We start from the raw sequence: 15,015 nt of genomic DNA on the forward strand, positions 1-15,015 counted from the left end.
CGATGATCGACACGATGAAACTGGAGCAGGTCTGCCGGGAGGCAGGCCATATGGCGCTCGGCAAGTGGCCAGGGCATGGCCACGCGCTCAAAAGCTGGGAGAAAGCGCCTGGCAACCCGGTGTGCGAAGCGGATATCGAGGTCGATGCTTTCCTGCGCCGGGAACTCACGAGCCTGCTGCCCGCGGCTGGCTGGCTGTCGGAGGAAACCGCAGACGATCCTTCCCGGCTGGACAAGGGGCTTGCCTGGCTGGTCGACCCGATCGACGGGACGCGCGATTTCATCCGGGGTCGGGAAGGCTGGGCGGTCTCCGTCGCGCTTGTGAGCGGCGGCCGCCCGCTGGTCGGCACACTGGTCGCCCCGGCGCGCGGCGAGGTCTGGTCCGGCGTTGCCGGGAAGGGCGCCTGGCTTAATGGCACGCGTCTCAAGGCGAGTACTCGCAAGAAGCTGCCAGGCGCGCGCGTACCCGCGCACGACCTTCCGAAAGCTGACCACGATCTGGAGAAGGTGTTTCAGCCCAATTCCATTGCCCTGCGCGTTGCGATGGTGGCCAATGACGAAGCCGATCTCGTTGCGACACTGCGCTGGGGTTACGAATGGGATATCGCCGCCGCCGCGCTGATCGCGCGCGAAGCCGGTGCGCGGGTGTCCGACGCTTTCGGCAAGCCGCTCGCCTACAACAAGCGCGACCCCCGCGCCTTCGGCTTGCTCGCGAGCGCGCCGGGCATTCACGACGCGGCGGTCGAGCGGCTGGCGGGAAGGGCGGAGTTAATGTCTTGAGAGGCCGCCCCCGGGCGGACGTTCGCCCTTGCCTCGCTTCGCTCGGAGCTCCGCCAAACCTCTGAAATCTAGCAATGGGATCGTTGTGTTCATGCGACGAGAGCGCGCGAACTGCGCGCCCGCAGATGCCCCGCAGCCGGACCAAGCGCGGCGGAGGAAATAGCAGCGAGGATGTCCGCGCGGAGGCGCGGACCCAAAGAAAAAAGGCCGCCCCGCATGGGACGGCCCTTTTCGTGGTCTGACGGCAATCAGTACGCTTGCTGCACGTCGTCCTGCGTGACCGGGGTGATACGGATTTCGACGCGGCGATTCTGCGCGCGGCCGGAATCACTGGTGTTGTCGGCGATAGGGTACTGCTCGCCATAACCGATGGTTTCGATGCGAGCGCGCGATACACCGCGCGACGTCAGGTAGTTTGCCACCGATTCGGCGCGGCGGCGCGACAGGTCAAGATTATATTGGTCGCTGCCGGTCGAGTCGGTGTGGCCCATCACGTCGATCAGCGATTGCGGACGATCGACGAGGTTCTGGGCGACGCCGTCGAGCACATTGCGCATGCTCGGCGAGATCGTCGTCGAATTGACGGCAAAGGTTACGTCCGGGAAGCGCACGAGGAAGCTGTCATCGCCTTCGACGACATCCACGCCGGTGCCGGCGGTGACTTCCTCGATCTCGCGAATCTGCTCGTCCATGCGGTAACCGACATAGCCGCCGGCCGCCGCGCCGATGCCGGCGCCGACGATACGAGCGGTCTTTCCGCCGACGATTCCGCCCAGCAGATAGCCGAGACCGGCACCGCCGATGCCGCCGATAGCGGTGCGGGAAATCTTCTGCTCGCCGGTGTTCGGATCGGTGACACATGCCGTCGTCGTGCCGACAAGTGCGACAGACGCAATCGACGCGGTCAGAAATTTCTTCATTTTCATTATCTTATTCCTCCAACTGGGCACGGACCCCTCTGCGAGTGGTCGGTCCTGCTGTCGCTGCAACGTCCATGTGCCCTCCCTGTTCCGCTTGGAGCGGTGCAGACCCCCTTCGCACGCGGCAGCATATCTGTTAGCGCCGCTGTCCTGATGTCGCCCTTTCCCTGGCACTATCTCGCCGCCCTCGCTTTCCTGATCGTGCTCAATGGCGTTTTCGCTATGTCGGAGCTGGCGATCGTCTCTGCCCGCACGGCGCAACTGCGCATGGCGGCGGACAAGGGTAGCCGCAGCGCTGCCGTCGCGCTGCGCCTCGCGGCGGAGCCGGGCAAGTTCCTGTCCACCGTGCAGATCGGCATCACGCTCATCGGGATCGTCGCCGGTGCGGTTTCGGGTGCGACGCTAGGCCAGCCAGTCGGTGAACGTCTGGCGGCGCTCGGCGTCGATCCCGACACGGCCGATACGCTCGGCTTTACTCTGATGATCGGCCTGACGACATTCTTCAGCCTCGTCATAGGGGAGCTTGTGCCCAAACAGTTGGCCCTGCGCGCGGCGGTGCCCATCGCGCTCATCATGGCCAGACCGATGGCTTTGCTCGCAAAGGTGGCCGCGCCCTTCGTCTGGCTCCTCGATGCTTCGTCCAACCTGCTGCTCGCCGTGCTCGGCATTCGCCACAAGGGCGATCACCGCCTAACGGCGGAAGAGCTGCAGATGATTTTCGCGGATGCCACGCGCACCGGCGTGATCGAGGAGCAGGAGCGCGCCATCCTGTCCGGCATCATGCGGCTGCAGGACCGGCCCGTGCGGGAATTGATGACGCCGCGCACCGAAATCGACTGGATCGACATCGGCGCAAGCGAAGCGGAAATGCGTGAGGCGATCGCCGCATCGCCGCATTCGCTGCTGCCAGTGGCCGATGGGTCGCCCGACAAGGTGCTGGGCGTGGTCAAGGCACGCGAATTGCTGGCATTGCTCGTGGCGAAGGAGCGCGTCGTACTTGAATCGCTGCTGCGCAAAAGCGAGGTCGTGCCCGATCAGCTGGACGCGATGGACGCGCTGCGCGTGCTTCAGCAATCGGGCACAGGCATGGCGATGGTCCATGACGAATACGGCCACCTCGACGGGATCGTGACGACAGCGGACGTGTTGGGCGCCATTGCGGGCGATTTCGCCAGCCACCAGGATGAAGGCGACACGCCGATGATCGTGGAGCGAGAGGACGGCTCGCTATTGGTGTCGGGTGCGCTGGCTGCCGATGCCCTGGCTGAACGCCTCGGCCTCGACCTCCCCGAAGGCCGCGAGTTCGCTACCGCAGCGGGATATGCTCTCTATGTGCTGAAGCACCTTCCGGCAGAGGGCGAGCATTTCACCGATCAAGGCTGGCGCTTCGAAGTCGTCGATATGGACGGGCGCAAGATCGACAAGTTGCTGGTTGCGGAAGCATAGGGGTTGTTTGCAAATCAGGAAGGTATCACCGCACTAGCAGCCTGGCCGTCGCCTTGCGGGGCGGCGAGGATGGTGCGGACTTCGGTGCCCTTGTTCACCGTGTAGGTGTCCGGATCGCCGACATTGGAGCGGATGCCCCGATCGGCTTCGCCTGCCAGCTCGATGGCGCGGTTTTCGATCGCGCTGCGCTGTGACGGACCGCCGAAAAGCGCTTCCAGCGCCTGTTCGGATGCCGTGCCCTCGACATCGCGCGGCGCGCCTTCGGTGGGCGGGACGAGGTGGAAATCGGGCGGCACCACCAGCGGCGCCTGGCGCTGCACGGCGAATTCGTCCGGCCGTTCGCGATTGCCGATATCGATGCCTCCACAGGCGCCAAGCGTGCTTGCCGCGCCAGCTGCGATCAGGATCTTCGTCAATTTGGCCATCATTATTCTCTCGTGCATTCGAATGTGCGGGCGCGTCGCGCGCCGATAAGTCAGCTCGCCGCGTCCTGCTCGTTTTTCGGTTTCTCGCGCATGAACAGCGCGCGGGCAAGGATAATCACCACGCCAATGGTGATAGCGGCGTCGGCGATGTTGAAAATGAGGAAGGGCCGGAAGTCCCCGATATGAAAATCGGCATAGTCGATGACGTAGCCGAACAGGTATCGGTCACGGATGTTGCCGAGCGCGCCGCCCAGCACCAGGCCGAGCGCGAAAATGTCGCCCAGCAGCCGCTCCCGCAGCATCCACACCAAGACGACGCAGGCGATGGCGGCGGTTACCGCAACGAGGATCCAGCGCATTTCCATGCTCGTCGCTTCGAACATGCCGAGCGAGACGCCGTAATTGTTGGTTCGGGTGAAGTCGAAGAAGGGGAGGAGCTCGTACTGGTCGCCCACCTGGTCCAGCCCGAGATCGCGCACCACGAAACGCTTCATCCACTGGTCGGCGATGAAGACGAAGACAGCGATGGCAATGCCGATCAGGCGATGTCTGGTGAGCGTCGTCATACGTGCGCGTCCATGTCGGCGACCACGTCTGAGCATCGATTGCAGAGGTCGCCATCCTCTTCGACTTCGGACAGCAACCGCCAACAGCGGCCGCATTTTGCATCGTCGGACTTGGTGACGCGCAGGTCGTCGCCGTTATGCGTGGTGACGGTACCGGTGATGAAGAGCGCTGCCAGCTGGTCTGGCGTGAAGCCTTCCGGAACGTGTGCAGCCGGCACCGCGACTTCGGCTTCGAGGCCTGAGCGGATGACCTTTTCGCGCCGCAGGGGTTCGATCGCTTCCATCACGCGTTCGCGCAGCTCGCGCAATCTCGTCCAGCGGTCCATATTGGCATCGGCAGACGGGATTTCTGGCCATTCCAGCAAATGCACGCTGCCCGTATCCGGATAACGCGTGCTCCACACTTCCTCCGCGGTGAAGACCAGCACCGGGGCGACGTAGCGGATCAGCGCGTGGAACAGCGTGTCGAGGACGGTGCGATAGGCGCGCCGCTCCACGCTGCCCGGCGCATCGCAGTAAAGCCGGTCCTTGCGAATATCGAAGAAGAAGGCCGAGAGATCTTCATTGGCAAATTCGGTGAGTGCTCGGGTGTACGCGTTGAAGTCGAAATCATCGACGGCGCGCTTCATCCGCGCGTCGAGCTGGCCCAGCCGTGCGAGCATGTACCGCTCCAGCTCGGGCATGTCGGCGACATCCACCCGCTCGCTCTCGTCGAAATCGGCCAGCGCGCCGAGCATGTAGCGGAAGGTGTTGCGCAGTTTGCGGTACTGGTCGGCGACGCCTTTCAGGATTTCCGGCCCGATCCGGTGATCCTCGGTGTAATCGACGCTTAGCGCCCACAGGCGGATGATGTCCGCCCCGTATTCCTGCATTACCTTGAGCGGATCGACGGTGTTGCCGAGGCTTTTCGACATCTTGCGACCGTCGGCGGCCATGGTGAAGCCGTGGGTCAGCACTGCTTGGTATGGCGCGCGCCCGCGCGTGGCGCAGCTTTCCAGAAGCGAGGACTGGAACCAGCCGCGATGCTGGTCGCTGCCTTCCAGATAGAGGTCCGCCGGGCTGCGCTGGTCGGGCCAGTTGTCGCTTTCGAGGACGAAGGCGTGAGTCGAGCCGCTGTCGAACCAGACATCGAGAATGTCGGTGACCATCTCGAAGTCCGCAGGATCACGATCGGGGCCGAGCAGCTGCGCGGCGTTTTCCGCATCCCAAGCATCGACGCCGCCATCCATGATTGCTGCGACGATGCGCGCGTTCACCTCGGAGTCGACCAGGTATTCGCCGCTCTTTCGGTGGACGAACAGCGTGATCGGCACACCCCAGGCGCGCTGGCGGGAGAGCACCCAATCGGGGCGGCCCTCAACCATAGAACCGATACGGTTCTTTCCCTTGGCCGGAACGAACCGCGTATCCCCGATGGCATTCATGGCGAGGCTGCGGAGCGTCTGACGGCTCGTCGGCTCGTCCGCCGGGTCGATCGCGCCGCCTTCGCCTTCCCAGCTTTGCTCTTTTTCCAGCTTGCGCGGAGCGACCCCTTCGATCTCACGATCCATCGGCACGAACCATTGCGGCGTGCAGCGATAGATGACCTTGGCCTTGGAGCGCCACGAATGAGGATAGCTATGCTCGTAATCGGCTGAGGCAGAGAGCAGGGCGCCGGCTTCGCGCAGATCCGAACAGATCGGCCCGTCCGGCGCGTTGAATTTCGGATTGATGACAGAACCGTTCCGCTCGTCGGTGCGCGGCAGCCAGCCCCAGTCCTCGCGATAGCGACCGTCGGCATCGACCACGAATTTGGGATTGATCCCATGCGCCTTGCACAGCTCGAAATCGTCCTCACCATGATCGGGCGACATGTGGACGAGGCCGGTGCCGCTGTCGGTGGTGACGAAGTCGCCCGGCAGCAACGGACGCGGCTCGGCAAAGGACCCGCCGAGATGATGCATCGGGTGCTGGGCGACGGTGCCGGCGAGGTCGGCGCCTTTATATCGGCTCTTTGTAATGCCCAGCGCTGGGAACACTTCAACGGATGGCTGGACTGCGCCGTCGATCTCGATGCTAGACAAAGCGGCATTTAGCCGCTTCTTGAACGGCTCAATCAACTCTTTCGCAATGAGGATTCTCGTCGCGTCGTCGGGGAGGCCAGCTGCCTCTGCAGCTTCAGCAGTTGCCACTTTGCCGGATTTCGGAGAGGCGCCTGCAGCTGCCCCGCCTTCATAGACGATATCAAGCAAAGCATACTCGACCTCCGGCCCATAAGCCAAAGCCTGGTTCACCGGGATCGTCCACGGCGTCGTCGTCCAGATCACCGCATGCGCGCCGACCAGTTCCTCGATCGGGCTTTCGACAATCTCGAACGCCACGTCGATCTGCGTCGAGGTGATGTCCTCGTACTCAACCTCGGCCTCGGCGAGCGCGGTCTTCTCGACCGGGCTCCACATCACCGGCTTCGCCCCGCGATAGAGTTGGCCGGTCTCCGCAAATCTCAGCAGTTCGGCGACGATTCCTGCCTCGGCGTCGGGAGACATGGTGAGGTAGGGCTTCGACCACTCGCCGGTCACACCGAGGCGCTGGAACTGCTCCATCTGCACGCCGACCCATTCGGCGGCATATTCGCGGCATTCGCGGCGGAATTCGCGCGGCGGAACCTCGTCCTTGTTCAGCTTCTTCTTGCGGTATTTCTCCTCCACCTTCCATTCGATGGGCAGGCCGTGGCAGTCCCAGCCGGGCACGTAGGGCGCATCCTTGCCGAGCAGGCTCTGCGTGCGCACCACCGCGTCCTTCAGCACCTTGTTCAGCGCATGGCCGATATGAATATTGCCGTTCGCATAGGGCGGGCCGTCATGCAGGATGAAGGTCTCGCGACCGGCACGCGCCTTGCGCAGCTGCCCGTAGACATCCTCCTCCTGCCAGCGCGCGAGAATGCCCGGTTCCTTCTGCGGAAGGCCGGCTTTCATGGGAAAATCGGTCTTGGGCAGGAAGACCGTGTCTCTGTAGTCGCGTTTCTCGCTCATTATGGGCGCGCAGCTAGACGCTCCCGCGCCTCTTCGCAATCGCGTTCCATCTGCGCCTTGAGCGCGTCGAGATCGTCGAACTTCGCTTCGGGGCGAATGAAGTGGTGGAAGGCGATGTCCAGCACCTCATCGTAAAGATCGCCGTCGAAGTCGAAGAAGTAGGGTTCGAGCAGCTCTTTCGGCGGATCGAATTGCGGACGAATGCCAAGATTGGCCGCGCCTTGCAGCTGCTGCCCGGTGGAGAGGATACGGCCCGATACGGCATAGATGCCGAAGCGCGGGCGAAGATAATGACCCATGTCGATATTGGCGGTGGGATAGCCGAGCTCGCGCCCCCGCTTGTCCCCGTGGATCACTTCGCCGCGCACCGTGAAGGGGCGGGAAAGAAGGTGCGCCGCCGTCTCGCACTCGCCCGCCTTGAGCGCATCGCGAATGCGGCTGGAGGAAATCGTCTGGCCATCCTCGCCGACCGGGCCGATGGCGCGGGTGGCGACGCCGCATGTCGCGCCGACCTCGCGCAGCACCTCGACATTGCCGCCGCGATCCTTGCCGAAGGTGAAATCCTCCCCCGTCACCACGCCGCCTGCGCCGATATGGCCGCCGAGCAGTTCCGTCACGAAGCTCTCGGCGCTCATTGCCGCAAGCTCGTCACCGAATTCGAACACCAGCATCGCATCCGCGCCCGCGGCCGTGAAAAGCTCCTCGCGCTGGCCGAGCGTGGTGAGACGAAAGGGCGGGACGTGCGGTGCAAAGTGACGGACGGGGTGTGGATCGAAAGTGGCGACCATTGCGGGCCTCCCCTCGGCGCGCGCCCATTCAACGGCCTCGCTGACGACACGCTGATGGCCGAGGTGAAACCCGTCGAAATTGCCGAGCGCAATCACCGCGCCGCGCAGCGTGTCGGGGACAGTATCGCGGTGGGACAGCCTCACGCCGCGTCCTCCATCGGCGCGATGCCCGCCCGGATCACGCGCAGCGCGTTGAGCCCCATGATCGCGCGTATCTCGTCTTCCGAAAAGCCGTCATCCATCAGCGCCTGCGTCACCTGCACGATCTGCGAGGTGTCGAAGCCGACCTCGACGGATCCGTCGAAATCGCTGCCCAAGGCGACATGCTCCACGCCCACAAGATCTGTCACGTGGCGCATCGCGGCGACGATGGCGGCGGGCGATGTATCGCACACCGCACCGTCGAAATACCCGATGCCGATCACGCCGCCCGTTTGCGCCACGCCGCGTATCTCCTCATCGGTGAGATTGCGGTTGATCGGGCAGGTCGCCTGCACGCCGCCATGGCTGGAGACGACCGGACGGCGCGCCATTGTCAGCACCTCGGCCACGCATTCATGGCTGCAATGCGCGATATCGACGATGATACCCATGTCCTCCATGCGCGGCACGATCTCGCGCCCGAAATCGGTGAGCCCGCCTTTCGCCTCGCCATGCATCGAGCCTGCGAGGCGATTGTCGAAAAAATGGACGAGTCCCGCCATGCGCAGCCCGCCATCGTACAACCGCTGCAGATTGGCCACATCGCCCTCGAGATTGTGCAGTCCCTCCACGGAAAACATCGCACCGATGGGCCTGCCGGTCGCATTGCGCGCATCAAGGACGGCGTCGACATCGTCGGGCGTGCGGACCAGCCGTAGCGCATTTGGCGCACTGTTCGCTGCGCTTTCAAGTCGGCTTGCATGCCAGGCAGAGCGCTCGAAGGTGGAGAACCAGGTGCGCACCGGCTGCAGCTGGCCGATGGAAAGCAGCGTAATATTGTCGCGCGCTTCGGCGCTGTTCCGGTCGAAATTCTGCCCTGCAGGCGATTTGCTGACGCTGGAGAAGACCTGCAGCGCGACATTCCCCTCGATCAGCCGCGGCAGGTCCATATGGCCGCGATCCGCCGCATCAAGCATGTCGCGCTTCCACAGCAGCGTGTCCGAATGCAGATCGACGATGGTGAGGTCGGCATGCAGCGCGCGCGCTTCGTCGGAGATTTCGGGCAGCGGCGCGTCGGCGATGGTGTTCATGTCCCGCTCGGCCATACCGGGGCCGAGGATGAAGACCCCCGCCAGCGCGAGCAGCAGCAATACGCCGAGGATTTTGAGGACGCGGCCGATCATCGGCGGCGCTCGAAGGAAACGAAGTCGAAGGGCGGCGCGGTGTCGTCGGCGGCGTGATGCTCGCGCGCGACCTCGACCCATGTCGGATCGTCTGCGGGGGACCGCATGGTGACGTCGCCAGCCGTGTCTTCCAGCACTTCGGTGAGCTCGAAGCGGGTGCCGTGCTCCCACATCAGGTCGAAGATTTCCGCCCCGCCGATCACGGCGAAATCGCCTTTCCCCGCCAGTGTCATTGCGTCCTCCGGCGAATGCGCGACCTCCGCGCCCTCAGCCCCCCAGCCTCCTTGCCGCGTCAGCACGATATGGCGGCGACCGGGGAGCAGACCGGGCAGACTTTCGAAGGTCTTGCGGCCCATCACCATCGGCTTGCCCATCGTCAGCCGCTTGAAGCGCTTCAGGTCTTCGGGAATCGACCACGGCAGATCGCCATCGCGGGCAATCACGCCATTGGTCGCCCGCGCGACGATGAAGAGGATTTCACGGCTCAAGTCATCCGACCCGGGTGATGTGGCCCAACTTGCGCCCGTCGCGCGCCTCGGCCTTGCCGTAAAGATGCAGATGGTTGGCAGGATCGGCGAGGTGCGATCGCAGTTGCATGGCGGGCGGGCCGATCAGGTTCAGCATCGTGATCGTGTCCGAAACGCTTGCCGTGTCGCCCAGCGGGAGTCCGGCGACGGCGCGGATATGATTCTCGAACTGGCCGGTGACGGCTCCCTCCATTGTCCAGTGGCCCGAATTATGGACGCGCGGCGCCATCTCGTTGAACACCGGGCCGTCATTCGTGGCGAAGAATTCGGAGGTGAGAACTCCAACATAGCCTAGCGCTTCGGCGACCTTGCCTGCGAGCTTGCGAGCCTCCGCCACCTGCTCGCCGACGATACCGGGCGCAGGCAGTTCGCTGCGAACGAGAATGCCCCCTTCATGCACATTGCGGGTCGAGTCCCAGAACCTCACCGCGCCATCGCGGCCCCGCACCAGGATGACCGAGAACTCGCATTCGAACTGCACCATGCGCTCGTAAACGCACCCGCTCAGCGGGACGCGGATGCCCTGTGCATCACCAGCACTGTCGATGCGCCACTGGCCCTTGCCATCATAGCCGTCGCGCCGTGTCTTGAGGATGCCAGGCGTACCCACCCGCTCGACCGCGGCGGGGAGCTCGTCATCCTGATCGACCAGCGCGAAGGGCGCAGGCCGCCCGCCATGCTCCTCGATGAAGCGCTTTTCGCTCACCCTGTCCTGCGCGATTTCGAGGGCGCGGGTGCCGGGGACGAGCAGGTCCGTCGGGATCGCGGCCAGCGGATCGACCGGGACATTTTCGAATTCGTAAGTGACGGCGTCGCAGCTGGCGGCAAAGGCGGTAAGCGCGTCGCGATCGTGCCAGGAGGCGTTGGTGAAATGCGCGGAGACGTCCGCCGCGACGCTGTCCGTTTCGGGCGCGTAGATATGGCATCTGAAGCCGAGCTGCGCGGCCGACATGGCCAGCATACGGCCAAGCTGGCCGCCGCCGAGAATGCCGATCGTGGAACCTGGTGCCAGCACCCCTACCTCGCTCACGCCTGAGGCCGCTCCGCCACCTTGTCGGTCTGCGCGGCGCGGTGATCCTGCAAGCGCTGTGTCAGCGCATCGTCGCCAAGCGCGAGGATCGAAGCTGCAAGCAGCCCGGCATTGGTCGCGCCCGCCTCGCCTATGGCTAGCGTTCCCGTCGGCACGCCAGCGGGCATCTGCACGATGGAGAGCAGGCTATCGAGGCCGCTGAGTGCCTTCGACTGCACCGGCACGCCGAGCACTGGGAGATGCGTGAGCGCGGCGATCATGCCGGGCAGGTGTGCCGCGCCGCCCGCGCCAGCGATGACGACCTTGAAGCCTTCCTCGGCCGCGCCCTTGCCGAAGGCGTGCAGCCTGTCCGGCGTGCGGTGGGCGGAGACGATGCGCGCATCGTAGGCGACACCGAGTTCGTCAAGCACCTTCGCGGCGCATTGCATGGTGGGCCAGTCGGACTGGCTGCCCATGACGATGGCGACGGGAGCGGCCATCTCAGGCGTCCTTCAGATAGCGCATTTCGCCCGGCTGCATCGCATCGTCGAATTCATAGACGATCGGCTGGCCGGTCGGGATTTCGAGGCCGGTTATATCGTCGTCCGAGATGCCGGACAGATGCTTCACCAGCGCGCGAAGGCTGTTTCCGTGGGCGGAAATGATAACTGTCTCGCCTGTCGCCAGCTGCGGCAGGATTTCTGCTTCCCAATAGGGCAGCACCCGCTCAATGGTCAGCTTCAGGCTCTCGGTCTGCGGGACATCGATCCCGTCATAGCGCGGGTCGTTGCCGGGATCGTATTGATCGCCCTCGGGCATTTCAGGGGGCGGCACATCGAAACTGCGACGCCAGATCTGCACCTGCTCGTCGCCATGTTTCTCGCGCGTTTCCTGCTTGTTGAGGCCGGTCAGGCCGCCATAGTGACGCTCGTTGAGTTGCCAGTTCTTGGTTTCAGGGATCCACAGCCGATCGCATTCCTCCAGCGCCAGATGCAGCGTCTTGATCGCGCGCTTCTGCATGCTGGTGAAAGCCACGGTGGGCAGCACGCCCTTGTCTTTCAGCAGGCGTCCGGCGGCGCGCGCTTCCTCCACGCCCTTTTCGGTCACGTCGACATCCCACCAGCCGGTAAAGCGGTTGGCGAGGTTCCATTCGCTCTGGCCATGACGGACGAAGATGAGGGTCGGCACGCTGGTCTCCTGTTTGCGAGAGGGCGCGTTAGCGTTCCTCGCCCTGATTTGGAAGCTCAGCCTTGTTTGTCGTGATCGCCTTGGCCTGCGTCTTGCGGCGGCGCAGGTTCTCCCGCAGCTTGGCGGCGAGGCGCTCCTCGCGGTCGGTATCCTTGCTCATCCGGCATCTCTTGCCGTAAGGCCCGTCGCACCTCAAGCTTGGCTTGACTTTCGACAGGCATGAGACAATAGCGCGCGCCTGTTTCGGTATGCCGCGGTAGCTCAGTGGTAGAGCGCACCCTTGGTAAGGGTGAGGCCGAGAGTTCAATTCTCTCTCGTGGCACCATTTTTCCAAAGGAAAATGGTTTGTTTGTCGGCCTCAAACGCCGGCGTTCGCGTCCGCTCACTTGGCTTGCCTCGCCTTCCCCCTCCGCTCCGCTGCGGGCGGCCGTTCGGCCTTGCCGGGCGTTGCCGGAGCTCCGCAGCACCTCTACGTCGTTGCGCAAGGATCGTCGCGTTTATGCGGCGACAGAGCGCGACTGCACGACCGCAGGTGCCCCGCAGCGAAGCGGAGGGAACAGCACCGAGGACGAAGTCGCGGAGGCGGCTTCGCAAACAAATATTCCTCTCTATAACGCACCCATGCACGACGACGAACCGCTGACCAAACTCGATCCCAGCTACACCACCGTGATGCGCATCGAAGGCTTGCTGACCACGCTTCCCTTCATCATCGGCGCGGGTGTGCTGTCCGTGATGGATATCGTCCCGTCCTGGGTTCCCGGCATTCCCGTCCTGATCCTCGCCATCCTGCTGATCGGCGTCCTGCCGGCGAAGCGGTATCGCTCGCGCGGTTATCAGATGTCGGATGACAGGCTCCGCGTCGTGAAGGGTGTGATGTTTCATTCGGACACCGTCGTCCCGTTCAGCCGCGTCCAGCATCTCGATGTCGAGCAGGGACCGCTCGAACGCGGTTTCGGAATTGCCCGGCTCATCCTGCATACCGCAGGCACGCACAACGCCTCGGTCACGCTGCCGGGCCTTGCCCATGCCGATGCGACCGCCATGCGCGAGGAAATCCGCCAGCATGTGAAGCGCGAATCGCTGTGAGCGAAGTGGAGATCGCGGCGGCCGGCGAGCCGATCGAGACGGATGAGTGGCGGCGCGTCAGCCCGCTTTCCATGGTGGTGCAGGGGCTCGACCTGATTGCGCGCGCATTCATTCCGTTGGCTTTCGTTACATACGGCGTTGCGACAGGGGATGCGTTGGGCACTGATGATGGATTGGGCACGCCTACATTCATTGCTGCTGGCGTGTTCCTGCTAGTCATCGCAATGTCTGCGGTGAGCACATATCTCGGCTGGTACCGGCTGCGTTACCGCATCGGCGCGAACGACGTGCGGCTGGAGCAGGGCATCATCAGCCGCTCCGCACGCTCCGTCCCCTATGATCGCATTCAGGATGTCAGCCTGGAGCAGAAACTGCTGCCGCGCTTGCTCGGCCTGGTCGAAGTCAAGTTCGAGACCGGGGCTGGCGGCAAGGAGGAGCTTAAGCTTACCTACGTCAAGGAGGCCGAGGGGGAGGCGCTGCGCGAGACGGTGCGGTCGCTGGTGGAGGACGCGGACGAGGCGGCCACCACCGGGCCGGAGGCCGAAAATGCCGTACCTTCTGCTCCCGCCGCCGATGCACGTCTGCTCTTTGCGATGAATGAGAAGCGCCTTTTCACCTACGGCCTCTTCAGCTTCTCGCTGGTTATCTTCACCGTGATCCTGGGCGCGGCGCAGCAGTTCGAGTTCCTGCTGCCTTTCGATCTCGGCGATTTGATCGAAAGCTTCGTGGAGGACGAGCGCTATGCCGATGCTGGCGGTTATATTGCAGGCCTCGACACGACCTCGCGCATCGTCGGGATCCTCTGGCTGATTGTCAGCATCATCGGCGTCGGCCTGCTGTCGGGCTTGGTGAAGACATTCCTGCGCGATTACGATTTTCGGCTGGAGCGTACGGCCAAGGGCTTTCGCCGCCGCCGTGGGCTGTTGACCAAGACGGACGTCGTCATGCCGGTGCACCGCGTTCAGGCGTTGATCGTCTCGACCGGCTGGCTGCGCCGCCGCTTCGGCTGGCACGGGCTTAGCGTTATCAGCCTTGCGCAGGATTCGGGCAGCGCCAATCACGATGTCGCGCCATTTGCCAAGATGCACGAGATCGCGCCGATCGCGGGCGAGGCGGGCTTTGCCCTGCCGGACGATAGCGAGGAATGGCGACGGCCGAGCCCGAAATATTACGTCGACAGCGCCATCATCAATGCCATTACATTCATCGTGCTAGCAGCGATCGGCGTAACGGTGGCGCTGGCCATGGAAAACCTGCGCGGCAGCGTCCTTGCGCTGATTGTGGCTCTGGTAGCGCTGCTAACGGCCTTCTTCGCGCTGCGCGAATTCTACCTCTGGCGGTACGATCGCCACGCGCTCGATCCCGATCAGGTGCTGTCGCGCCGCGGCTGGCTTGCCCCGCGCACGCAAATCGCCAATCGCGTGAAACTCCATACGGTCGAGATTGCGCAGGGACCGATCGCGCGCTGGCGCGGCTATTGCGATCTCAAATTCGGGATGGCGGGCGGCAGCTTCGCTTTCGAGGGCCTGCGGGTCGAGGATGCGCGCAAGCTACGCGCTGCCGTTCTGGACAGCATCGCCTCGGTCGATTTCGCCAAACTGGCGCGCTGACCTAGCTTTCGATTTCGGCCCGCAGATCCGCCCATTCGGGATGCTTGCGGAATTGCGCCGCGACATAGGGGCATTGCGGCACGATGGTGAAGCCCTGCTCGCGCGCATCGTCCACCATGGCCTGCACCAGTTTTGCCGCAATGCCTTTCCCGCGAGCTTCGGGCGGCGTGAAGGTGTGATCGGCGATCCGCGCCTTGCCGCGCGCCTTCCAGGTCAGTTCGGCCTTCGTGTCCGTTCCCTCGACATCGGTGCGATAAGCGCCATGCGTCGTCTCGTCGGTTACAGTAATATCGATGTCGGCCATGCCTCACTCCTTCTTGCGCTCAACCGCC

At 63.9% G+C, this 15,015-nt stretch carries 16 protein-coding genes and 1 tRNA gene; 5 read left to right on the forward strand and 12 right to left on the reverse strand.

All coding sequences use genetic code 11. The annotated features are described in order from the left end of the window. Positions 1–2 precede the first annotated feature (2 nt). Positions 3–779, forward strand: coding sequence for a 3'(2'),5'-bisphosphate nucleotidase CysQ (locus D6201_RS09890; protein ID WP_120048637.1), 777 nt, complete (start codon positions 3–5; stop codon positions 777–779). Positions 780–1,027: 248 nt separating this feature from the next. Here the strand turns inward: D6201_RS09890 and D6201_RS09895 are convergent, their stop codons facing one another. After that, positions 1,028–1,705 (reverse strand): YiaD family glycine zipper/OmpA-like lipoprotein, encoded by a 678-nt coding sequence (locus tag D6201_RS09895; RefSeq protein ID WP_120048638.1) that lies wholly within the window; start codon positions 1,703–1,705, stop codon positions 1,028–1,030. 147 nt (positions 1,706–1,852) lie between these two features. Between D6201_RS09895 and D6201_RS09900 the strand changes: the two genes are divergently transcribed. Further along, positions 1,853–3,145 (forward strand): hemolysin family protein, encoded by a 1,293-nt coding sequence (locus D6201_RS09900; RefSeq protein ID WP_120048639.1) that lies wholly within the window; start codon positions 1,853–1,855, stop codon positions 3,143–3,145. Between the two features lie 14 nt (positions 3,146–3,159). On the opposite strand, the gene D6201_RS09905 is transcribed toward D6201_RS09900, so the two are convergent. The 10 genes from D6201_RS09905 to D6201_RS13180 are packed head-to-tail and all read right to left on the reverse strand — an operon-like array spanning position 3,160 to position 12,144. Further along, the gene (locus D6201_RS09905) at positions 3,160–3,570 is read right to left on the reverse strand and encodes a DUF3035 domain-containing protein (protein ID WP_120049338.1); all 411 of its coding nucleotides are present in this window, start codon (positions 3,568–3,570) and stop codon (positions 3,160–3,162) included. 50 nt (positions 3,571–3,620) lie between these two features. Further along, entirely contained in the window at positions 3,621–4,136 is a 516-nt protein-coding gene (gene lspA / locus D6201_RS09910; RefSeq protein ID WP_120048640.1) for a signal peptidase II, read from the reverse strand. Then, positions 4,133–7,147, reverse strand: a complete 3,015-nt coding sequence (locus D6201_RS09915; RefSeq protein ID WP_120048641.1) for an isoleucine--tRNA ligase — start codon at positions 7,145–7,147, stop codon at positions 4,133–4,135. Before D6201_RS09915 ends, lspA begins: the two co-directional genes overlap by 4 nt. Continuing rightward, a complete protein-coding gene (locus D6201_RS09920; RefSeq protein WP_120048642.1) occupies positions 7,147–8,079 on the reverse strand; it encodes a bifunctional riboflavin kinase/FAD synthetase in 933 nt (310 codons plus the stop codon). The genes D6201_RS09915 and D6201_RS09920 overlap by 1 nt, the downstream gene beginning before the upstream one ends. Next, the gene (locus tag D6201_RS09925; RefSeq protein ID WP_120048643.1) at positions 8,076–9,260 is read right to left on the reverse strand and encodes a dipeptidase; all 1,185 of its coding nucleotides are present in this window, start codon (positions 9,258–9,260) and stop codon (positions 8,076–8,078) included. The genes D6201_RS09920 and D6201_RS09925 overlap by 4 nt, the downstream gene beginning before the upstream one ends. Further along, a complete protein-coding gene (locus D6201_RS09930; protein WP_120048644.1) occupies positions 9,257–9,748 on the reverse strand; it encodes a dihydrofolate reductase in 492 nt (163 codons plus the stop codon). The genes D6201_RS09925 and D6201_RS09930 overlap by 4 nt, the downstream gene beginning before the upstream one ends. Position 9,749: 1 nt before the next feature. Beyond that, complete coding sequence (locus D6201_RS09935) at positions 9,750–10,802, reverse strand: 5-(carboxyamino)imidazole ribonucleotide synthase (RefSeq protein WP_120048645.1); 1,053 nt, start codon at positions 10,800–10,802, stop codon at positions 9,750–9,752. An 11-nt stretch (positions 10,803–10,813) separates the two neighbouring features. Further along, complete coding sequence (gene purE / locus D6201_RS09940) at positions 10,814–11,296, reverse strand: 5-(carboxyamino)imidazole ribonucleotide mutase (RefSeq protein WP_120048646.1); 483 nt, start codon at positions 11,294–11,296, stop codon at positions 10,814–10,816. Position 11,297: 1 nt separating this feature from the next. Beyond that, on the reverse strand, positions 11,298–11,984 hold the full coding sequence (gpmA, locus tag D6201_RS09945) for a 2,3-diphosphoglycerate-dependent phosphoglycerate mutase (RefSeq protein ID WP_120048647.1): 687 nt from the start codon (positions 11,982–11,984) through the stop codon (positions 11,298–11,300). A 28-nt stretch (positions 11,985–12,012) separates the two neighbouring features. Beyond that, complete coding sequence (locus tag D6201_RS13180) at positions 12,013–12,144, reverse strand: hypothetical protein (RefSeq protein WP_277949491.1); 132 nt, start codon at positions 12,142–12,144, stop codon at positions 12,013–12,015. A gap of 90 nt (positions 12,145–12,234) precedes the next feature. Between D6201_RS13180 and D6201_RS09950 the strand changes: the two genes are divergently transcribed. From D6201_RS09950 to D6201_RS09960, 3 genes are all read left to right on the forward strand, one after another. After that, positions 12,235–12,309 (forward strand) — tRNA-Thr (locus tag D6201_RS09950). Between the two features lie 296 nt (positions 12,310–12,605). After that, positions 12,606–13,073 (forward strand): PH domain-containing protein, encoded by a 468-nt coding sequence (locus D6201_RS09955; protein WP_242447507.1) that lies wholly within the window; start codon positions 12,606–12,608, stop codon positions 13,071–13,073. Then, positions 13,070–14,683, forward strand: a complete 1,614-nt coding sequence (locus tag D6201_RS09960) for a PH domain-containing protein (RefSeq protein WP_242447508.1) — start codon at positions 13,070–13,072, stop codon at positions 14,681–14,683. The genes D6201_RS09955 and D6201_RS09960 overlap by 4 nt, the downstream gene beginning before the upstream one ends. A gap of 1 nt (position 14,684) precedes the next feature. Here D6201_RS09960 and D6201_RS09965 read toward each other — a convergent pair whose 3' ends face one another. Further along, positions 14,685–14,987: a GNAT family N-acetyltransferase gene (locus tag D6201_RS09965; RefSeq protein ID WP_120048648.1), complete on the reverse strand. Its 303-nt coding sequence runs from the start codon at positions 14,985–14,987 to the stop codon at positions 14,685–14,687. Positions 14,988–15,015: the final 28 nt, after the last annotated feature.

This window comes from Aurantiacibacter aquimixticola, from assembly GCF_003605475.1.
Classification (GTDB): Bacteria; Pseudomonadota; Alphaproteobacteria; order Sphingomonadales; family Sphingomonadaceae; genus Alteraurantiacibacter; species Alteraurantiacibacter aquimixticola_B.